This is a genomic window from Sulfurospirillum sp. hDNRA2, from assembly GCF_024206095.2.
Classification (GTDB): domain Bacteria; phylum Campylobacterota; class Campylobacteria; order Campylobacterales; family Sulfurospirillaceae; genus Sulfurospirillum.
The window spans coordinates 419,235-436,361 of sequence record NZ_CP159800.1; the positions used below are offsets into that span (position 1 = coordinate 419,235).

Genomic DNA, 17,127 nt, shown 5'->3' on the forward strand with positions numbered 1-17,127 from the left:
GAGTTCTTTTCTAAAAAGTAGGGATCTCTCATCGCGTATTTTTGTCGGTGTCGGCACCGTACATGTAAAGGGTTGAATTTGGATAATTTTTTTATAGCGTATCGCGATCCGTTATTCGGCGTGATTATTTTGTGTGCGATTGTGTTCGTGATTTCGTTCGCAAACTATTGGTGGGGTGTTTTTAAAAACAAAGAAGAGAAACAAAGCATCGAAAAATTCGTCAAAAAATTTGAGATCGTAACCGACGAAAACGAATACAAAAAGCTCCTTGAAGACGCTTCGATTCCGCTAGAGTCTTTGGCGTTGCTTGCGCATGCGTATTCCAAAGGCGGCGATTACGAAAAAGCGATCAATATTTATTTGGTTACGCTCAAACGCGTTAAAGGCAAAGACGAGAAGCAGTATTTGCTCTCGACGCTCGGGAAAACCTACTTTAAAGCGGGTTTTTTGCGTCGAAGCTCCGAAGTGTTTTTAGAGTCTTTACGCCTGCATCCTCGAAACGAAGAGTCTTTGAAATACCTAAGCGTCGCTTACGAACAATTGCAAGAGTACGTTAAAGCCGAAGAAGTTTTGGACTCTTTGGAAGAACTCGGCGCGAACGTCGCGCTTCAACGGACTTATTTGAAAGCACTCGGGCTTTTAAAGGATAAAAACCTCAAAGAAAACGACAAAATCGAACGTGTTTTAGCGTTGTGCGAACAAGCGCCGTTTTTACGCCGTAAACTTTTTGAGCACATGCAAGAAAACGGTATCGCTATCGAAAAGCGTTTTTTTGAGACGCTTCCTTTTGAAGAGATGGTCGATCTTTTGTGGTACGTCGATCCTATGGTGTACGATATTACGACCTCGAGAGAGCCTTTGGTACGCTACGTCGCGATGGCGCGAGGCTTAGTGCCTTATGCTCCCCAAGATGCGGACGTTCCTTTTGCCTTGGACATCATGATGCGGTTACGGACGCTTGAATTTACGAAAGCGACCGTCGGGTTTGAGTACGTGTGTCGCGAGTGCAAACAAATTTTCCCGATCCATTTTTACCGATGTCCTCAATGCCATAGCGTTCATACCGCATCGATTCAATCCAAATTGATTCAAACAGAGAATGAAGAAAATATCTCTTTTCTGTGACGGCTCTTCTTTGGGAAATCCGGGAGCGGGCGGTTATTGTGCAATTTTGCGGTACGGCGATAAAGAGAAGATCATCAGCGGAGGACAAGCCTGCGCCACGAACAACCAAATGGAACTTCTTGCCGTCATTGAAGGGCTTGCGGCACTCAAAGAGCCGTGCGACGTGACGCTGATCAGCGATTCGAGTTACGTGATTCGCGGTATTAACGAGTGGTTGGACGGTTGGCGGCGTAAAGCGTTTGTTAAAGTCAAAAATCCCGAGTTATGGCAACGGTATCTCAGCGTCGCTAAGCCGCATCGCGTGCAGGGTATTTGGGTCAAAGGTCACGCTGGGCATCTTGAAAACGAAATGTGCGATAAAATCGCTAAAGAAGAAGCTCTTAAAATTCAGTCTACGGAGTCGACACTATGCAAAAAAGATTAGAAGCGTTACAAAAGCGTTTGGGTTATCAGTTTAAGGATCAAAACCTGATAATCGAGGCACTGACGCATAAAAGTTCCAAACAACCCTACAATAACGAACGTTTGGAATTTTTAGGCGATGCGGTGTTGGATTTGATCGTCGGGGAGTATCTTTTCTTCGAATTTAAAGAGGTTGCCGAGGGCGAGCTCTCCAAACTTCGCGCTTCGTTGGTCAATGAAAAAAGTTTTGAAGTTTTGGCGCGCTTGCTTCGTTTGGGCGAATGCATCTTTATCTCCTTAGCCGAGGAAAATAACAACGGCAGGGAAAAACCCTCTTTGCTTTCCAATGCGTTTGAAGCGATTATGGGGGCATTGTATCTGGAAGCAGGATTGGAATTTACGCGACGTTTGGCGGTCGAACTCTTAGAAGAAGCGTATCCGAAAATCGATATGGACGCTATTTTTCACGACCATAAGACGACTTTGCAGGAATTGACGCAGGCGCATTTCGGGATGACGCCCGAATATCGGCTCGTTCGTTCGTTCGGACCGGATCACAAAAAAGAGTTTGAAATCGCCGTTAGCGTGCGCGGGCGCGATTTGGCCCTTGCGAGCGGAAAAAGCAAAAAAGAAGCACAACAAAAAGCGGCGATGTTGGCACTTGAAATTTTGAAAAAAGAGACACGATGAGCAGCAATACGTTCGGCAAAAAGTTTTGTTTTACGACATTCGGCGAGTCGCACGGACGCGCGATCGGATGCGTGGTTGATGGCGTACCCTCGGGACTTGAGATCGACGAGGCGTTTATTCAAAGCGAGTTAGATCGACGCCGTCCCGGTCAAAATGCTTTTGCCACCGCACGGAAAGAGGGCGATAAAGTTGAAATTTTAAGCGGCGTCTTTGAAGGGAAAAGTACCGGAACGCCTATTGCGATGGTTATCTTTAACGAAAATCAAAAAAGCGGCGACTACGAAAACGTCAAAAACCTCTTCCGTCCCGGACATGCCGATTTTACCTATTTTTACAAGTACGGTTTGCGCGATTATCGCGGTGGCGGGCGTAGCAGTGCGCGGGAAACGGCGGCGCGCGTTGCGGCGGGTGCGATTGCAAAGTTGATGTTAAATGCTTTACATGTCAAAGTTCAAAGCGGTATTTGTGCGATCGGCGGAATCGAAGCGCGCTCATACGATTTTGATCGCGTCAACGCAAGCGAGATTTACGCACTTGACGCGAACGTCGAAGCGGCACAAAAAGAGGCGATTTTGGAAGCCAAAAATGCACACGATTCGATCGGCGGTGTTGCGTTGGTGCACGTCTTAGGTATGCCCAAAGGTTTGGGAGAGCCGTTGTATTATAAATTAGACGCTATTTTGTGCGAAGCGATGATGGGTATCAACGGCGTCAAAGGCGTTGAGATCGGAGAAGGCTTTCAGGCTTCAAGGCTCAAAGGCTCCGAAAATAACGACGCTATCGATAGCAACGGGTTTAAAACCAATAAAAGCGGCGGTATTTTAGGCGGCATTAGCAACGGCGATACGTTGACATGTAAGGTCTATTTTAAACCCACGCCTTCCATCTTTGTCGCGCAAGAGACGATCGATACCGAAGGAAAAGAGCTGACATGTAAGCTAAAAGGGCGACACGATCCGTGTATCGCGGTGCGCGGAAGCGTGGTTGCCGAAGCGATGGCGGCTTTGGTCGTCGCCGATATGGTGTTGTTAAATCTCGGTTCGCAAATGGAGCATGTGAAAAAAATTTACATGTAAGTATGAGGTAAGGGCGTACAAGCGATTGTACGCCCTTAGTATCTATGCGACGAGCAGTAAAACGCGGTAGGTAATAAACGCTAAAACCCATGCGGTCGCAAACGTAAAGAGCACCAATAAAACGGTGTGTTTGAGACTCTCCGCTTCTTTGTAGAAAACGGCGGTTGCCGCAAGGCACGGTAAATAGACCATAACAAAAACGATAAACGCCATAGCGGAGGCGAAACTGATATTTTCTTTGATAATATCGCGTAACGATGCGTCGTCTTCGCTCACTTCATCGCCTAGCGCGTATAAAACACCCAACGTTGAAACGATAACCTCTTTTGCGGCAAGACCGCTGAGGGTTGCAACACCCATCTTCCAGTCAAATCCGAGCGGTGCAAAAAACGGTTCTACCGCTTTTCCCGCCATACCGAGATAGGTTTGCTCCATGATTTTTTCATGTTTTTCGTTTTCCAACGCGGCGATTTGATCCTCAACGCTTGTGCCTTCTTCCGCGCTCTCTTTTTCTTTTGGATCTGCTACGGGGGCTTCTTTGTCGGCTTCGGCAGAAGTGACTTTATCGTCGCTCGGTGCGGTTTCTTTTACTTGAGCGGTGTCGTCTTTTTGAGCCGTTAAGGCTTCTTTATCCGTTGCTTGCGTTTCTTGCGTCGCTTGAAGGGCTTCTATTTTTGCGCCGTATTCTTCTTCAATGACGTCGTTTTTCGGATAAGAGCTGATAAACCAAATTAACATCGAAGCGAGTAAAATAAACGTTCCCGCTTTTTTAAGGTAAAGAACCGATTTGGAGTAAACCATAAACCAAAGCAGTTTAAGGCTCGGAAGACGGTATTTGGGCATTTCCATAACAAACGGTTCGTCTTCGCCTTTAAAGGCGGTAACGCGTAAAATTTTAGCGGCAATGAGCCCTAAAATCGCTCCGAAAATATAAATGGCAAATAAAACGTTTCCGGCGACGCTTTCGTCGAAAAACGCTCCGGCAAAGAGAACGTAAACGGGAAGTCGCGCGCCGCAACTCATAAATCCGATAATAAACATCGTCAGCAAACGATCTTTTTTATTTTTAAGCGTTCGTGCCGCCATGTAAGCCGGAACGGAACAACCAAAGCCCGTGACGAGCGGAACGAAACTTTTACCGTGTAGACCGAACTTGTGGAAAAAGCCGTCTAATAAAAAAGCGGCTCTTGACATGTAGCCGGTCGTTTCTAAAAGAGCGATGCCTAAAAAGAGAATGATAATGTTCGGTAAGAACATCAAAACGCTGCCCACACCCGCGATAATACCGTCGACAATCAACGATTTGAGTGCTTCGTTGTCGATGGTTTCGCCTAGCGTTTCACCGAGCCAACCGAAACCGCTTTCGATCCAATCCATCGGAAATTGACCTAACGTAAACGTGAGTTGGAACAGTGCCCACATTAAAAAAACAAAGATAGGGAGACCTAAAAATTTATGGATCAAAACGGCATCGATTTTTTGCGTTACGCTTTGCGCTTTGATTTTGGAAACGCTCAAGACTTCGGTGCATAAACCCTTGGCAAACGCCGCGTGCTGGCGGTGAATGACTTCGTCGATCTCGTCGCATTGGCAGTACATGTAAACATGTCCCAAGGCGTTGTTAAGAATGGGTTGAAGTTCGACGTAAAGCGGGTGTTCGTGTACGATGGCGTAGATTTCTCTTTTTTGCCATAACAGTCCGACGGCGATTTGTCGGTAGCTTAGACCTTCGATGGTAAAGTGTTTCTCTTCTAAAAAGCGCGCAATCGTTTGCAGTTGATCTTCGACTTCGCTACCGTAAATCAGTTTGGAAGGTATCAAGGCTTTTTCGTGAACGTCGATAATCGTATCGACCAATGTTTCGATATTGTATTTGGTTTTGGAAGAGACGCGAATACACGGAACGGAAAGAATTTTACTCATGTTCTGGGCATTGATATTGATGCCTTCTTTGACGGCCTCGTCATCCATATTGAGAGCTAAAACGATTTTTTTATTTAACTCCAACAGTTCCGTCGTGAGCATCAAGTTACGCTCAAGATTGGTCGAGTCTAACACGTTGACGATGAGATCGTAGTCGCCTTTTTTTAAAAACTCTTTGGTTACTTTTTCGTCGGCGGAAAAATCTTCAAGCGAATAAAGACCGGGTAAATCGATAAATTCGATCGCATAATCGTCCGTGCGAAGTTTGGCGGTCGCTTTTTCGACCGTAACGCCCGCAAAGTTACCGATTTTAAGGTTGGAACCGCTGATGGCGTTGGCTAAATGGCTTTTTCCGACGTTAGGCTGACCGACGAGGGCAATGGTGATTTTTTTCATGAAGCAAGCTCCACTTCGACTGTTTTGGCTTCGTCTAAGCGTAAAGCGACCGAACTAAAACCCAGTGCGATTTTAATCGTATTTTTTTGTAAACTCGTCTCGACGACTTGAACTTCCTGTCCGGCACTAAGACCGAGCGACTGTAAGCGTTTTTTTAAACTATGTTGTGCGTGGATAGTTTTAATGAATGCTTTTTGATTTTTATCGATCTGCGATAGATCAACCATCACGTTCTCCTTCATTTCTAAAGTATTGATCAATGCCCTTGAAGCGAGGCATTGATAATAGTTATTGAAATAATAGAGTAATAAAGCTTTCGTATACTTTAATTTTAATAGTTGCTATCAAATTGTTTTAAAAAAGCGTCGGTTGGGAAAGCTGTTTGAGTTTGAAGCTTTTGCGATGAATGTCGCAATAACCGTATTGACGAATACGATCGACATGTAAAGCCGTACCGTAGCCTTTGTGCTTTTCAAAAGCGTATTCGGGATAAAGCGGTGCTAGTTCGTACATGTAACGATCACGCGAGACTTTGGCAAGGATACTGGCGGCACTGACTTCGGGAACGAGCGCGTCGGCTTTGACCATCGTTGAGATGCCCTCCACGCCGAACGTACAATTGCCGTCCATAAGAATGTCGTGCGTGCTAAAGTGTGCTTTGATGGTTTCGATCGCATGGCGTAAACAAAAACTGAGTCCTCGGGTATCGATCATAGCGTGATCGCAAAAGACGATTTTGGATTCGCTTTTTTCCAAAAGGGTTTCAAAAAGAGCTTCACGGTGCTTTTCGCTTAACAGTTTGGAGTCGTTGAGTCCTGCAACGGGTTCTTTGAGTACCGCGCCCGCCACGACAAGAGGTCCCGCCAAACATCCGCGACCCGCTTCGTCAATTCCGCATAACATATCATCTCCTTATCCAAGCTAAGGAAGTTTAATATAGATTTGCTAAAATTCACGAGATACCTTGCAAAGGTATACCGACAAGGAGAGCGTATGTTACATGTCAAAGAAGATTTGGACAAAGCGTTTAACAAAGAACTTTTCGTGATCAAAAACGATCTGTATTACCAACAAATCGATCTTCACAAAAACGGGAAAAAAGAGCTCTTGCGCGTCGATATTTCGTACAAACCGCACAGCACGCTTAGCGGCGATACTTACTCTTTGCGAAAAACGAAAGACGGGCGTTTGGTCGGATTTATCGCCGATGCGATGGGCAAGGGCATCACGGCGGCTTTGACGGCGATGGCTACGACGCGTTTTTTGAACTACTTTTTTGACGAAATGGAAGAAGACTCTGCGTTTCATCTGGAAATTTGGACGAAAAAATTATTAAAGTTTATGCAAACCAATCTTTTTGACGAGGAGATTCTTTCGGTGTTGCTTATGGAGTACGACGTTCACACTTCGACGCTCAAGTATGCTTCATGCGGTATGCCGCCTTTTTTTATGATGGAAGAGAATCAAGCATGTCAATCGATTCGAAGCAATAACCCGCCTTTAAGCATTTTTACCGAATCGATTCGTATCGACACGCTTTCAACGCATGCTATCGTTAAAATGCTCTGTTACAGCGACGGATTGAGCGAAAGTCTTTTAAATGACGAAAAAGCGTACGCTTCGTGCGTCAAGCAAGATTTTATCGAAGCCTTTTGCGTAAAAGAGTTTCACGACAAGGTCAATACGCGCATCGGTAAAGGCGACGACGATTTAACCTATATCTTTATTCAACGACTCGAAGTCCCCAAAGCGTTTAAGACTTTACGTATCGAGAGCACATACGAAGCGATCGACCAAGCGTTAATGGTTGTGGCGGATGATCTCAAAAGGGCCGCTATCGATCCTAAAACGTCCAGTCAAATTTTACTCACATGTTCGGAGCTTTTACTCAATGCACTGGAACACGGAAGTTTCGGTGTCGATAAAATGCGAAAAAATTATTTGATAGAGCACAATTTATTTGACGACGAGATGCAACGTCTTGAAGCTTTGCACCGTCGCAAAAAAATTAAAATCGTTTACGGACTTTTCCTCAACGGCAATCGCGAGCTTTTTGAAGCAACGATTAGCGATCAAGGTGAGGGATTTGACACGATGGTGCTCAAAAACATCGTCATCAATCCTCATAAACTCAACGGACGCGGTTTTGTGATTATTCGAAAGCTTTTAGACCATTTTTATTTTAACAAAAAAGGAAACGCGATTACGATTCAAAAATTTATCACGCCCTCACGAGAGTTGTAGTGCCCATTCCCAAAACGGGATGATCGAAAAGCTCAGCCCTTCGATGTCTTGAGCACTTTCGCTGCTGAGCGTTACCACTTCGACGCGTTTAACATGTAAAGCCCAAAAGGAGGGTAAAAGTTTTTGAAGCCTTGCTTCGATGGCTTGCGTGGTGGAAAATCCCGCACACAAAATCGCCAAAGATTCTTCGGGCAGATAAAATTCGATACCTTCTTCGTAATAAATGATTTTATCGCGTTTGATAAGCTCTAAAAAGACCATATTTTCAAAGCGTTTCAAAAAATCCTTTTTAAAACTCAGTGCGTCTTTAAAAGTAAAATCGATCAAATAAACTTTTTTGTTAGCGTTAGGTTGACGATACTTTTCCACTAAAAAAAGCAATTTTTGATCTATGAGGTGCGTCGCGAGCACATAGAGTTTATCTTTGGAAATCTTCGTCATACTTTTGAGATAGTTGTAGATTTGAAACAGCGAAACTTTTGAGCCTTGCAATTCGCAAAAGCGTTTATAGATTACATACTCTAAAGGATCTCTCAAGACGATATGCAACATCTCTTGCGTCAGTTTAGCATGTTCGCTTTCATTTTGTTGAATCAAAAAAGGAAACGTGCCCTGATTGGTAAAGAGGTTGAAAAGATGTTCGACATTGGAGTGTTTCTTGTCAAATGCCAAAAATTCTTCAAAATCCAGAGGATAAAGCGTGAGCGTCTCAAAACCTTGAAGAGGCTTACATGTAGAAGTGGAAGTCGAAATAATCGTCTCTTCGACGCGCGGCAATTCAAAGGAAAAATCAAAATTTTCCACAATCAACAACCGGATAGAATGACGGCGGATAAAATCGTTTAAATGTTCGATAATTTCATTTTTATCGATGCGTTCGTCTGCCCAATCGAGATACAAATACTCTTTGAGTTCGTAATGGCTTAAATGATCAAGTATTAAAGAGGTTTTCCCGCTTTTACGAGGACCGTCTAAGACGACTTTTTTAGACTGAATTGAAATTTTACGATCAATAAACAAAGGATTTTTATGAGGTATTTCGTATAAAAATTGTAAAGATTGCATGGTCGACTCCTTGATGAATATCTTATAACTTTCCTTTTTAAAAGGAAATAAAATAGACTTCATTCTATCAAAAAGCCCTATATTTCTTGACTTTTGCTATCTAATATAGTAAAATCACAGTCCTTTAATTAGGTCATCATCACGATGACAAGTTCTTTACAGGGGTCCTGAATGGAAAAAATTAGACTTAAACTCAAGGCGTATGACCATAGAGTTTTAGACAGATCTGTTGCAGCTATCGTCGAAGCTGTTAAACGAACTGGAGCCGAGATCGTCGGACCAATTCCTATGCCTACAAAAATCAAGCGCTATACGGTGCTTCGATCACCGCACGTAAACAAAACTTCAAGAGAGCAATTTGAGATGAGAATTCATGCACGTATGATTGACATCGTGTCTGCGACCACAGATACCGTTGATTCACTCATGAAACTTGATCTTGCGCCTGAAGTCAATGTTGAAGTAAGAGCAATGGGTAAATAAGGGGTAATGATGGAATATATTATTGAAAAAATCGGCATGAGCCGAACAATTGCAGTACCAAGCGTTCCTGTCACGTTACTCAGAGTATTGGATGCCAAAGTATGTTCGGTCGATGAGAACAAACGTGCTTTAGTTTCATATGTTAGTGGCAAAAAAATGAACAAAGCCATTGCGGGTCAGCAAAAAAAATACAATCTTTCTGCTGAATATAACCGCTTTGTAACGCTTGACGTTGCAAACCAAGAAGCCGGTGATTTAGATACGGCACCTTTGGGCGAAGCAAAAACGCTTAAAGTGTCTTTGAAAACAAAAGGTAGAGGTTTTGCGGGTGTCATCAAACGTCACAATTTTCAAGGTGGTCCAGGTGCACACGGTAGCCGTTTTCACAGAGCTCCCGGTTCAATCGGTAACCGCGAATGGCCCGGTCGCGTTCAACGCGGTAAAAAAATGCCCGGACACTACGGTAACACCCAAGTAACGGTCAAAAACGAAATTGTTTCTTTTGACGCTCAAAACGGTATTTTAGCCGTTAAAGGTTCCGTTCCCGGTGCCAATGGATCATTAGGTAAAGCAAGGATTGTTAAATGAGTAGCGCAATCGTATTAAACGAAAAATTTGAAAATGCCGGCACGATGGCTCTTCCGGAGACATACGGCGACATTCACTCACATAACTTATATTTGTATGTCAAATCATACCAAGCAGCGCTTCGCTCAAATACGGCAAACACGAAAACCAAAGGCGAAGTAAGCGGCGGCGGTAAAAAACCTTGGGCACAAAAAGGTCGAGGCGGCGCGCGTGCGGGTAGTAGAAGAAGCCCCGTATGGGTAGGCGGCGGTGCGGCATTCGGTCCCAAAGCCAATAAAAATTACGATCAAAAAGTAAACAAAAAACAAAAAAAACTAGCACTTGAATACGCTTTAAACGAAAAAGCGGCGAACAATGCGTTATTTGTTGTCGATTCGATTCGCGTAGAATCCGGTAAAACCAAAGAAGCGGCGCAAATCATTAAAACGCTTGGAACCAGAGATGCGTTGATCGTAAAAGAGTTGGTTGACGAAAAAACATTGTTAGCGTTTCGAAACATTCAAAACTGCTACCTTGTAGAAGCAAACGAACTCAATGCATATTTAGCAACGGCATTTTATGCGGTTGTTATCGAAAAATCAGTGCTTGAAACAATCACGAAAGAGGGCTAAGAATGGCTGATATTACTGATATTAAAGCAATCCTTTATACTGAAAAGAGCTTGAGCCTTCAAGAGAATGGCACGGTCGTCATCCAAACATCCGTAAGAATGACGAAAAACGGACTTAAAGAGGTTTTGAAAAATTACTTCGGTTTTACGCCGCTTAAAATCAATTCTCTTCGCGTTATGGGTAAAGTGAAAAAGTTTAAAGGCATTGAAGGCAAACGTAATGATTTTAAAAAGTTTTATGTTCAGTTGCCAGAGGGCGCTAAACTAGAGAATGTGGAGGCGTAATCATGGCAATAAAATCATTTAAACCATACACTCCGAGTCGTAGATTTTTAACAAGTCTTGATTCCGGCGATATTACCGCAAAAGCAAGCGTTCCTTCACTTCTTGTGAAAATCGCAGCAACTGCGGGTAGAAATAACAATGGTAGAATCACATCTCGCCATAAAGAAGCGGGAGCAAAAAAACTCTACAGAATTATCGATTTTAAACGTACAAAATTTAACATCGAAGGTACTGTTGCCGCAATCGAGTACGATCCGAACAGAAACTGTAGAATTGCGCTTATCAATTACGCAGATGGTGAGAAACGTTATATCCTTCAACCATCGGGCTTAAAGGTAGGCGATAAAGTTCAAGCAGCAGAGGCAGGCTTGGATATTAAACCGGGTAACGCAATGAAGCTCAAAAGTATCCCGGTCGGTACGATTTTACATAACATTGAACTTAAACCCGGCAAAGGCGGACAAATGGCACGAAGTGCCGGCGGTTATGCTCAACTTATGGGTAAAGAGACGCAATACGTTATGGTTAGACTTCCAAGCGGTGAAATGAGACAAATTTTGGCTGAGTGTATGGCTACAATCGGCGTCGTCGGAAATGAAGATTGGGCAAACGTTGTGATCGGTAAAGCCGGTCGTAACAGACATCGTGGTATTCGTCCTCAAACACGTGGTTCTGCGATGAACCCAGTGGATCACCCACACGGTGGTGGTGAGGGTAAAACTAACTCGGGACGTCATCCTGTAACGCCATGGGGACAACCGACTAAAGGTAGAAAAACTCGTAAGAAAAAAGCGAGCGACAAACTGATTATTTCTAGAAGAAAAGGAAAATAGATGGCTAGATCGCTAAAAAAAGGTCCTTTTGTTGACGCTCATTTGTTGAAAAAAACACTCGAAGCAAAAGAGACAAAATCCAGTAAGCCGATTAAGACATGGTCTCGTAGAAGTACTATTATTCCTGATATGATCGGTTTAACGTTTAATGTTCATAACGGTAGAAACTTTGTTCCCGTATACGTCACGGAAAACCATATCGGTTATAAAATGGGCGAATTTGCTCCAACACGTACGTTTAAGGGTCACAAAGGCTCTGTTCAGAAAAAAATCGGTAAGTAGGTAAGAAGATGAGTAAAGCAGTATTAAAATTTATCCGTTTATCACCTACGAAAGCAAGACTCATTGCCCGTGAAGTTCAAGGAATGAATGCCGAATTTGCTATGGCAAGCTTAGAGTTCATGCCAAATAAAGGTGCGAAAGTTATCTCTAAAGTGATCGCTTCTGCCGTTGCTAACGGTGGATTTGAACCGAATGAAGTCGTTGTTGCTTCTTGCCGTGTTGATGCAGGTCCGGTACTTAAACGTTTTATGCCAAGAGCTAGAGGCAGCGCAGGCGGTATTCGTAAACCAACTTCTCATATTATGGTTGAAGTAGCAAAAGCAGCAAAGAAGGAAGACTAAGATGGGTCAAAAAGTAAATCCGATTGGTTTAAGACTTGGTATCAACAGAAACTGGGATTCACGCTGGTTTCCGGGTAAACAAACCTTAGCAACAAGTATTGGTGAAGATTATAAAATCCGAACATTTTTGAAAAAAGAGCTTTATTATGCGGGCGTGAGTCAAATTTTGATCGAGAGAACCGCTAAAAAGCTTAGAGTAACGGTCGTTGCCGCACGTCCCGGTATTATTATCGGTAAAAAAGGCTCTGACATCGAAAAATTAAGAGTTAAACTCAGCAAATTAATCGATAAAGACGTCAACGTCAACATTAAAGAAGAGAGACGTCCTCAATCTTCCGCACAACTTTGTGCCGAAAACGTTGCAATGCAGCTTGAGCGTCGTGTAGCGTTTAGACGTGCGATGAAAAAAGTGATCCAAGGTGCCCAAAAATCAGGTGCAAAAGGTATTAAAATTTCAGTTGCAGGACGTCTTGGCGGTGCTGAGATGGCGAGAACGGAATGGTACCTTGAAGGACGCGTTCCTCTTCATACGCTTCGTGCAAAAATTGATTACGGTTTTGCTGAAGCGCACACGACATACGGTGTTATCGGTGTAAAAGTATGGATTTTTAAAGGTGAGGTTCTTGTAAAAGGGCTTGCTCCGGAAAAAGACGATGCACCTGAAAAAGAAAATACGCGTAAGCCAAGAGCACGTAGAGAGAGAGGTAAAAACTAATGTTAATGCCCAAACGTACGAAATATAAAAAGCAGATGAAAGGCCGCAATCGCGGTGAAGCCGGTAGCGGCGCATCTATCTCTTTCGGTGAAATCGGTTTAAAAGCCGTCGAAGCCGGACGTATCGATTCACGCCAAATTGAGGCGGCGAGGATTGCTTACACACGACATGTAAAGCGTCAAGCTAAAACATGGATTCGCGTATTCCCTGACAAACCTTTAACGGCAAAGCCGCTTGAGACCAGGATGGGTAAAGGTAAGGGTTCGGTAGATAAATGGGTTATGAATATCAAACCCGGCAGAATTATTTTCGAAATGGCAGGCGTTCCCGAAGAGTTGGCGCGCGAAGCGTTAACCCTTGCAATGCATAAATTGCCTTTCAAAACCAAGATCGTAACTCGAGAGAGCGAAAATGAAGTATATTGATTTAAACGGCAAAAGCACGTCAGAGCTTTTAGAGTTGTTGAAAGAGAAAAAGGTTCTTTTGTTTACGTTAAGACAAAAGCTAAAAACAATGCAACTGACTAATCCGAATGAGATTAAAGAAGTTAGAAGAGATATCGCACGTATTCATACGGCAATTTCTGCTCAAAACAAGTAGGAGTAACTAATGGCTTTAAAACGAGAGATTCAAGGCGTAGTTGTTCAGAAAACGGGTGATAAAACCATCACTGTTTTGGTAGAGAGACGCGTTATGCACCCACGATATCGTAAGTTCGTTAAGCGTTTCAAAAAATACTTAGTCCATGACGAGAGCAACCAAGTAAAAATCGGCGACACGGTAAGCGCAATCGAGTGCAGACCACTTTCAAAAAGAAAGTCTTTTAGACTGAGCGCAATCGTTAAAGTGGGAGTTGAATAATGATACAAAGTTTTACAAGATTAGCCGTAGCTGATAATAGCGGTGCTAAAGAGATTATGTGTATTAAAGTTCTCGGCGGTAGCAAACGTCGTTATGCGACAGTCGGCGACGTCATTATCGCTTCCGTTAAAAAAGCACTCCCTAGCGGTAAAGTGAAAAAAGGACAAGTGGTTAAAGCGGTTATCGTTAGAACCAAAAAAGAGATCCAAAGAGAAAACGGTTCATTGATTCGTTTCGATGAAAATGCAGCCGTCATTCTCGATAATAAAAGAGAGCCAATCGGTACGCGTATTTTTGGACCCGTCGGTCGTGAAGTTCGTTATGCAAACTTTATGAAAATCGTATCTTTGGCACCGGAGGTATTATAATGGCGACAAAGATGAAAATTAAAAAAGGCGATACCGTAAAAGTTATCGCGGGCGACGATAAGGGCAAAGAGGCAAAAGTACTTCAAGTAATGCCTAAAACGTCTCAAGTCGTTGTTGAAGGTTGCAAAGTAGTAAAAAAAGCCATCAAGCCGAGCGAGAGCAACCCAAAAGGCGGTTTCGCGAATGTCGAAAAGCCGATTCATGTCTCTAACGTGGCTAAAGTAGAGGGTAAATAATGAATAGATTGCAAGAAAAATTTAATGCCGAAGTGCAACCGGCATTGGTTAAAGAGTTTAATATTACAAACCCTATGTTAGCTCCTAAAATTGAAAAAATCGTCATCAGCGTCGGTGCGGGTGAAGAAGGCAAAGATAGCAAACTTATGCAAAATATTGCCGATACGATCTCCTTGATTGCAGGACAAAAAGCGGTTATTACCAACGCTAAAAAATCCGTTGCGGGTTTTAAAGTGCGTGCAGGTTATCCCGTCGGTGTTAAAGTAACATTGCGTAAAGATAAAATGTATGCATTTCTCGATAAACTCATTTGTGTTGCCCTCCCCAAAGTAAAAGACTTTAGAGGACTTCCTAGAACGGGTTTTGACGGACGATCAAACTACAATTTCGGTTTAAACGAACAATTGATGTTTCCGGAAGTCGTGTATGATAATATTATGAAAACTCACGGTATGAATATTACAATCGTAACCACCGCTAATAATGACAAAGAAGCATTCAGACTTCTTGAGCTTATTGGCTTACCGTTCGTAAAAGGTAGTAAATAAGATGGCTAAAAAATCAATGATTGCAAAGGCTGCACGAAAGCCTAAGTTTCAAGTAAGAGCATACACGCGTTGCCAAATTTGCGGACGCCCACACTCGGTTTACAGAGATTTCGGTATTTGCAGAATTTGTTTACGTAAAATGGCGAATGAAGGTCTAATTCCCGGCCTCAAAAAAGCAAGCTGGTAAGGAAAAAGAGCATGATTAATGATCTCGTAGCAGATTCTTTAACAAGAATCAGAAATGCGTCAATGAGAAGACTTGACGTAACAAAATTAATGCATTCTAAGCTTGTGGAAGCAATTTTAGTGATTTTCCAAAACAAGGGTTATATCGAAAGTTTTAACGTTGTTGAAGAAGGTCCTAAAAAATTCATTAATGTCGTATTAAAGTATGACGCAAGAGGCAATCAAGTTATCAATGAAGTGAAAAAAATCTCTAAACCGGGTCGCCGCGTTTATAAGGGCTCCGATGAGATCAAACGCTTTAAAAACGGTTACGGTACGATTGTCGTTAGTACGTCAAAAGGTGTTCTCAGCAATGACGACGCGCACAAAGCAGGGCTTGGTGGCGAAGTTATTTGCAGTATTTGGTAATTAGCGCTTCTTTTATGGTATTCGATATCCATTCTAAGATGTAAGCTTATCGTAGACAAGTAAAAGGAAGAAAATGTCACGTATCGGTAAAAAACCTGTTAAGATACCAGCCGGTCTCGAAGTATCGGTGAGCGGTGATTTGGTAGAGTTTAAAAAAGGAAGTGTCCAAAAAATATTGGATACAAAAGGTAATGTTGAGGCTAAGGTCGAAGACGGTGAACTCGTATTCGCTCCAAAAGGTAGCGATAGACAAAGCAGTGCTTTTTGGGGAACTTATCGCGCACTCGGTCAAAATATCGTTATCGGCTTAACCGAAGGCTTTAAAAAACAACTAGAGATTAACGGCGTTGGTTACAGAGCTGCCGTTAGCGGTAACGTCCTTGAGCTTCAACTCGGTTTTTCGCATCCGATTAACTATGAGTTTCCAAAAGACGTTCAAATCGTCGTTGAAAAAAACGTTATTACGGTTCAAGGTAACGACAAGCAAGTCGTGGGTCAGATTGCTGCCGAGATTAGAAGTTTTAGAGCTCCAGAGCCTTACAAAGGTAAAGGTGTTAAATATTCTGATGAAACTATTATCCGTAAAGCCGGAAAAACTTCTAAGAAGTAAAGGGTAGGGAATGAAAGCAAATATTTTAAAACGTAAACTTGCATTACGCGTTAAACGCAAAAGAAGAATTAGAGCCGATATTTCCGGTACGGAATTAAGACCTAGAATTTCCGTATTTAAATCGAATCGATATATCTACGCACAAGCCATTGACGATCTTAGCGGCGTAACGCTTGCAAGCGTTGACGGTAAAAAATTAGGATTTAATTCAAGTAAAGCCGGTGCGGCAGAAGTAGCAAAAGCGTTTGCCGAAACACTTAAGGCTAAGAACTTGACGCAAGTGGTTTATGACAGAAACGGTTATTTGTATCACGGCGTCATTGCTGCTTTTGCAGATAGTCTTCGTGAAAACGGCATAGTGCTGTAAAGATCAAAAAGAGGAAAACGATTCAATGGAAAAATATAACAGAGAAGAGTTTGAAGAAGTCATCGTTAACATCGGCCGCGTAACAAAAGTTGTTAAAGGCGGTAGACGTTTTAGATTTACAGCACTGGTCGTTGTTGGAAATAAGAAAGGTCTTGTTGGCTTTGGTTTCGGAAAAGCAAAAGAGGTTCCCGATGCAATTCGTAAAGCGGTTGACGATGCGTTTAAAAACATCGTTAAAGTGAACATTAAAGGTTCTACGATCGCTCATGACGTTGAAGTAAAATTTAATGCAAGTCGTATTATTCTTAAACCGGCAAGCGACGGTACCGGCGTAATCGCCGGTGGTGCAACGCGTCCGGTTGTTGAACTTGCAGGTATTAAAGATATCTTGACTAAGTCACTCGGTTCAAATAATGCTTCTAACGTGGTAAGAGCAACGATTAAAGCTCTTAGCATGATTAAAAGCTAAACGGCACAAAAGGACG

General features: G+C 42.9%; 27 protein-coding genes and 1 pseudogene. 24 read left to right on the forward strand and 4 right to left on the reverse strand.

The window, feature by feature from the left end:
• Window positions 1–78 precede the first annotated feature (78 nt).
• From NL930_RS02205 to aroC, 4 genes are read left to right on the forward strand one after another with little or no spacing between them, the layout of a single operon-like run.
• Complete coding sequence (locus NL930_RS02205; RefSeq protein WP_254377072.1) at window positions 79–1,125, forward strand: tetratricopeptide repeat protein; 1,047 nt, start codon at window positions 79–81, stop codon at window positions 1,123–1,125.
• Complete coding sequence (gene rnhA, locus NL930_RS02210) at window positions 1,100–1,549, forward strand: ribonuclease HI (protein ID WP_254377071.1); 450 nt, start codon at window positions 1,100–1,102, stop codon at window positions 1,547–1,549. The genes NL930_RS02205 and rnhA overlap by 26 nt, the downstream gene beginning before the upstream one ends.
• Window positions 1,534–2,217 carry a ribonuclease III gene (gene rnc / locus NL930_RS02215; protein WP_039673546.1) on the forward strand — a complete coding sequence of 228 codons (684 nt, stop codon included), beginning with the start codon at window positions 1,534–1,536 and terminating at the stop codon, window positions 2,215–2,217. The genes rnhA and rnc overlap by 16 nt, the downstream gene beginning before the upstream one ends.
• Window positions 2,214–3,293 (forward strand): chorismate synthase, encoded by a 1,080-nt coding sequence (gene aroC, locus NL930_RS02220; RefSeq protein WP_254377070.1) that lies wholly within the window; start codon window positions 2,214–2,216, stop codon window positions 3,291–3,293. The genes rnc and aroC overlap by 4 nt, the downstream gene beginning before the upstream one ends.
• Window positions 3,294–3,335: 42 nt before the next feature.
• Here aroC and feoB read toward each other — a convergent pair whose 3' ends face one another.
• The 3 genes from feoB to NL930_RS02235 all read right to left on the reverse strand — a co-directional run bounded on the left by feoB (window position 3,336) and on the right by NL930_RS02235 (window position 6,515).
• Entirely contained in the window at window positions 3,336–5,612 is a 2,277-nt protein-coding gene (gene feoB / locus NL930_RS02225; RefSeq protein WP_254377069.1) for a ferrous iron transport protein B, read from the reverse strand.
• Window positions 5,609–5,839 carry a FeoA family protein gene (locus NL930_RS02230; protein WP_039673540.1) on the reverse strand — a complete coding sequence of 77 codons (231 nt, stop codon included), beginning with the start codon at window positions 5,837–5,839 and terminating at the stop codon, window positions 5,609–5,611. The genes feoB and NL930_RS02230 overlap by 4 nt, the downstream gene beginning before the upstream one ends.
• Window positions 5,840–5,966: 127 nt before the next feature.
• Window positions 5,967–6,515: a ribonuclease HII gene (locus NL930_RS02235; protein ID WP_041962393.1), complete on the reverse strand. Its 549-nt coding sequence runs from the start codon at window positions 6,513–6,515 to the stop codon at window positions 5,967–5,969.
• A gap of 90 nt (window positions 6,516–6,605) precedes the next feature.
• On the opposite strand from NL930_RS02235, the gene NL930_RS02240 reads away from it, so the two are divergent.
• Complete coding sequence (locus tag NL930_RS02240) at window positions 6,606–7,856, forward strand: SpoIIE family protein phosphatase (protein ID WP_254377068.1); 1,251 nt, start codon at window positions 6,606–6,608, stop codon at window positions 7,854–7,856.
• Here the strand turns inward: NL930_RS02240 and NL930_RS02245 are convergent.
• Window positions 7,842–8,921, reverse strand: a complete 1,080-nt coding sequence (locus tag NL930_RS02245; RefSeq protein WP_254377067.1) for an ATP-binding protein — start codon at window positions 8,919–8,921, stop codon at window positions 7,842–7,844. The two genes, NL930_RS02240 and NL930_RS02245, sit on opposite strands and share 15 nt — an antisense overlap.
• A gap of 171 nt (window positions 8,922–9,092) precedes the next feature.
• Here NL930_RS02245 and rpsJ point away from each other — a divergent pair, with 171 nt between their 5' ends.
• The 19 genes and pseudogenes from rpsJ to rpsE all read left to right on the forward strand — a co-directional run bounded on the left by rpsJ (window position 9,093) and on the right by rpsE (window position 17,111).
• Window positions 9,093–9,404, forward strand: a complete 312-nt coding sequence (gene rpsJ, locus NL930_RS02250) for a 30S ribosomal protein S10 (protein WP_012857732.1) — start codon at window positions 9,093–9,095, stop codon at window positions 9,402–9,404.
• Between the two features lie 9 nt (window positions 9,405–9,413).
• Window positions 9,414–9,992, forward strand: coding sequence for a 50S ribosomal protein L3 (gene rplC / locus NL930_RS02255; RefSeq protein ID WP_039673532.1), 579 nt, complete (start codon window positions 9,414–9,416; stop codon window positions 9,990–9,992).
• Window positions 9,989–10,603, forward strand: coding sequence for a 50S ribosomal protein L4 (gene rplD / locus NL930_RS02260; RefSeq protein WP_039673530.1), 615 nt, complete (start codon window positions 9,989–9,991; stop codon window positions 10,601–10,603). Before rplC ends, rplD begins: the two co-directional genes overlap by 4 nt.
• A gap of 2 nt (window positions 10,604–10,605) precedes the next feature.
• Window positions 10,606–10,887: a 50S ribosomal protein L23 gene (locus NL930_RS02265; RefSeq protein ID WP_039673528.1), complete on the forward strand. Its 282-nt coding sequence runs from the start codon at window positions 10,606–10,608 to the stop codon at window positions 10,885–10,887.
• 2 nt (window positions 10,888–10,889) lie between these two features.
• Window positions 10,890–11,720, forward strand: coding sequence for a 50S ribosomal protein L2 (rplB, locus tag NL930_RS02270; protein WP_039673526.1), 831 nt, complete (start codon window positions 10,890–10,892; stop codon window positions 11,718–11,720).
• Window positions 11,721–12,002: a 30S ribosomal protein S19 gene (gene rpsS / locus NL930_RS02275; protein ID WP_039673524.1), complete on the forward strand. Its 282-nt coding sequence runs from the start codon at window positions 11,721–11,723 to the stop codon at window positions 12,000–12,002.
• An 8-nt stretch (window positions 12,003–12,010) separates the two neighbouring features.
• Window positions 12,011–12,340: pseudogene (rplV, locus tag NL930_RS02280) on the forward strand (50S ribosomal protein L22); the annotation flags it as partial.
• Between the two features lie 4 nt (window positions 12,341–12,344).
• Window positions 12,345–13,058 (forward strand): 30S ribosomal protein S3, encoded by a 714-nt coding sequence (gene rpsC / locus NL930_RS02285; RefSeq protein ID WP_039673520.1) that lies wholly within the window; start codon window positions 12,345–12,347, stop codon window positions 13,056–13,058.
• The gene (gene rplP, locus NL930_RS02290; RefSeq protein WP_039673518.1) at window positions 13,058–13,483 is read left to right on the forward strand and encodes a 50S ribosomal protein L16; all 426 of its coding nucleotides are present in this window, start codon (window positions 13,058–13,060) and stop codon (window positions 13,481–13,483) included. The genes rpsC and rplP overlap by 1 nt, the downstream gene beginning before the upstream one ends.
• Window positions 13,470–13,658: a 50S ribosomal protein L29 gene (rpmC, locus tag NL930_RS02295; RefSeq protein ID WP_039673516.1), complete on the forward strand. Its 189-nt coding sequence runs from the start codon at window positions 13,470–13,472 to the stop codon at window positions 13,656–13,658. Before rplP ends, rpmC begins: the two co-directional genes overlap by 14 nt.
• Window positions 13,659–13,667: 9 nt before the next feature.
• Window positions 13,668–13,919, forward strand: coding sequence for a 30S ribosomal protein S17 (gene rpsQ, locus NL930_RS02300; protein WP_012857722.1), 252 nt, complete (start codon window positions 13,668–13,670; stop codon window positions 13,917–13,919).
• Window positions 13,919–14,287, forward strand: a complete 369-nt coding sequence (gene rplN / locus NL930_RS02305) for a 50S ribosomal protein L14 (protein ID WP_012857721.1) — start codon at window positions 13,919–13,921, stop codon at window positions 14,285–14,287. The genes rpsQ and rplN overlap by 1 nt, the downstream gene beginning before the upstream one ends.
• On the forward strand, window positions 14,287–14,523 hold the full coding sequence (gene rplX / locus NL930_RS02310; protein WP_039673513.1) for a 50S ribosomal protein L24: 237 nt from the start codon (window positions 14,287–14,289) through the stop codon (window positions 14,521–14,523). The genes rplN and rplX overlap by 1 nt, the downstream gene beginning before the upstream one ends.
• On the forward strand, window positions 14,523–15,071 hold the full coding sequence (gene rplE, locus NL930_RS02315) for a 50S ribosomal protein L5 (RefSeq protein ID WP_039673511.1): 549 nt from the start codon (window positions 14,523–14,525) through the stop codon (window positions 15,069–15,071). Before rplX ends, rplE begins: the two co-directional genes overlap by 1 nt.
• 1 nt (window position 15,072) lies before the next feature.
• The gene (locus NL930_RS02320; protein WP_012857718.1) at window positions 15,073–15,258 is read left to right on the forward strand and encodes a type Z 30S ribosomal protein S14; all 186 of its coding nucleotides are present in this window, start codon (window positions 15,073–15,075) and stop codon (window positions 15,256–15,258) included.
• A gap of 11 nt (window positions 15,259–15,269) precedes the next feature.
• Complete coding sequence (rpsH, locus tag NL930_RS02325; protein WP_039673509.1) at window positions 15,270–15,665, forward strand: 30S ribosomal protein S8; 396 nt, start codon at window positions 15,270–15,272, stop codon at window positions 15,663–15,665.
• Between the two features lie 73 nt (window positions 15,666–15,738).
• A complete protein-coding gene (gene rplF / locus NL930_RS02330) occupies window positions 15,739–16,275 on the forward strand; it encodes a 50S ribosomal protein L6 (protein WP_254377066.1) in 537 nt (178 codons plus the stop codon).
• Between the two features lie 10 nt (window positions 16,276–16,285).
• On the forward strand, window positions 16,286–16,642 hold the full coding sequence (gene rplR, locus NL930_RS02335) for a 50S ribosomal protein L18 (protein WP_039673505.1): 357 nt from the start codon (window positions 16,286–16,288) through the stop codon (window positions 16,640–16,642).
• 25 nt (window positions 16,643–16,667) lie between these two features.
• Window positions 16,668–17,111, forward strand: coding sequence for a 30S ribosomal protein S5 (gene rpsE, locus NL930_RS02340; protein ID WP_012857714.1), 444 nt, complete (start codon window positions 16,668–16,670; stop codon window positions 17,109–17,111).
• The last annotated feature ends 16 nt before the right edge of the window (window positions 17,112–17,127 follow it).

What these genes read in the sequence shown, in the direction of transcription:
- rnhA (WP_254377071.1), top strand. Translation starts at nt 1,100, where the DNA reads ATGAAGAAAATATCTCTTTTCTGTGACGGCTCTTCTTTGGGAAATCCG.
- rnc (WP_039673546.1), top strand. Translation starts at nt 1,534, where the DNA reads ATGCAAAAAAGATTAGAAGCGTTACAAAAGCGTTTGGGTTATCAGTTT.
- aroC (WP_254377070.1), top strand. Translation starts at nt 2,214, where the DNA reads ATGAGCAGCAATACGTTCGGCAAAAAGTTTTGTTTTACGACATTCGGC.
- feoB (WP_254377069.1), bottom strand. Translation starts at nt 5,612, where the DNA reads ATGAAAAAAATCACCATTGCCCTCGTCGGTCAGCCTAACGTCGGAAAA.
- NL930_RS02230 (WP_039673540.1), bottom strand. Translation starts at nt 5,839, where the DNA reads ATGGTTGATCTATCGCAGATCGATAAAAATCAAAAAGCATTCATTAAA.
- NL930_RS02235 (WP_041962393.1), bottom strand. Translation starts at nt 6,515, where the DNA reads ATGTTATGCGGAATTGACGAAGCGGGTCGCGGATGTTTGGCGGGACCT.
- NL930_RS02240 (WP_254377068.1), top strand. Translation starts at nt 6,606, where the DNA reads ATGTTACATGTCAAAGAAGATTTGGACAAAGCGTTTAACAAAGAACTT.
- NL930_RS02245 (WP_254377067.1), bottom strand. Translation starts at nt 8,921, where the DNA reads ATGCAATCTTTACAATTTTTATACGAAATACCTCATAAAAATCCTTTG.
- rpsJ (WP_012857732.1), top strand. Translation starts at nt 9,093, where the DNA reads ATGGAAAAAATTAGACTTAAACTCAAGGCGTATGACCATAGAGTTTTA.
- rplC (WP_039673532.1), top strand. Translation starts at nt 9,414, where the DNA reads ATGGAATATATTATTGAAAAAATCGGCATGAGCCGAACAATTGCAGTA.
- rplD (WP_039673530.1), top strand. Translation starts at nt 9,989, where the DNA reads ATGAGTAGCGCAATCGTATTAAACGAAAAATTTGAAAATGCCGGCACG.
- NL930_RS02265 (WP_039673528.1), top strand. Translation starts at nt 10,606, where the DNA reads ATGGCTGATATTACTGATATTAAAGCAATCCTTTATACTGAAAAGAGC.
- rplB (WP_039673526.1), top strand. Translation starts at nt 10,890, where the DNA reads ATGGCAATAAAATCATTTAAACCATACACTCCGAGTCGTAGATTTTTA.
- rpsS (WP_039673524.1), top strand. Translation starts at nt 11,721, where the DNA reads ATGGCTAGATCGCTAAAAAAAGGTCCTTTTGTTGACGCTCATTTGTTG.
- rpsC (WP_039673520.1), top strand. Translation starts at nt 12,345, where the DNA reads ATGGGTCAAAAAGTAAATCCGATTGGTTTAAGACTTGGTATCAACAGA.
- rplP (WP_039673518.1), top strand. Translation starts at nt 13,058, where the DNA reads ATGTTAATGCCCAAACGTACGAAATATAAAAAGCAGATGAAAGGCCGC.
- rpmC (WP_039673516.1), top strand. Translation starts at nt 13,470, where the DNA reads ATGAAGTATATTGATTTAAACGGCAAAAGCACGTCAGAGCTTTTAGAG.
- rpsQ (WP_012857722.1), top strand. Translation starts at nt 13,668, where the DNA reads ATGGCTTTAAAACGAGAGATTCAAGGCGTAGTTGTTCAGAAAACGGGT.
- rplN (WP_012857721.1), top strand. Translation starts at nt 13,919, where the DNA reads ATGATACAAAGTTTTACAAGATTAGCCGTAGCTGATAATAGCGGTGCT.
- rplX (WP_039673513.1), top strand. Translation starts at nt 14,287, where the DNA reads ATGGCGACAAAGATGAAAATTAAAAAAGGCGATACCGTAAAAGTTATC.
- rplE (WP_039673511.1), top strand. Translation starts at nt 14,523, where the DNA reads ATGAATAGATTGCAAGAAAAATTTAATGCCGAAGTGCAACCGGCATTG.
- NL930_RS02320 (WP_012857718.1), top strand. Translation starts at nt 15,073, where the DNA reads ATGGCTAAAAAATCAATGATTGCAAAGGCTGCACGAAAGCCTAAGTTT.
- rpsH (WP_039673509.1), top strand. Translation starts at nt 15,270, where the DNA reads ATGATTAATGATCTCGTAGCAGATTCTTTAACAAGAATCAGAAATGCG.
- rplF (WP_254377066.1), top strand. Translation starts at nt 15,739, where the DNA reads ATGTCACGTATCGGTAAAAAACCTGTTAAGATACCAGCCGGTCTCGAA.
- rplR (WP_039673505.1), top strand. Translation starts at nt 16,286, where the DNA reads ATGAAAGCAAATATTTTAAAACGTAAACTTGCATTACGCGTTAAACGC.
- rpsE (WP_012857714.1), top strand. Translation starts at nt 16,668, where the DNA reads ATGGAAAAATATAACAGAGAAGAGTTTGAAGAAGTCATCGTTAACATC.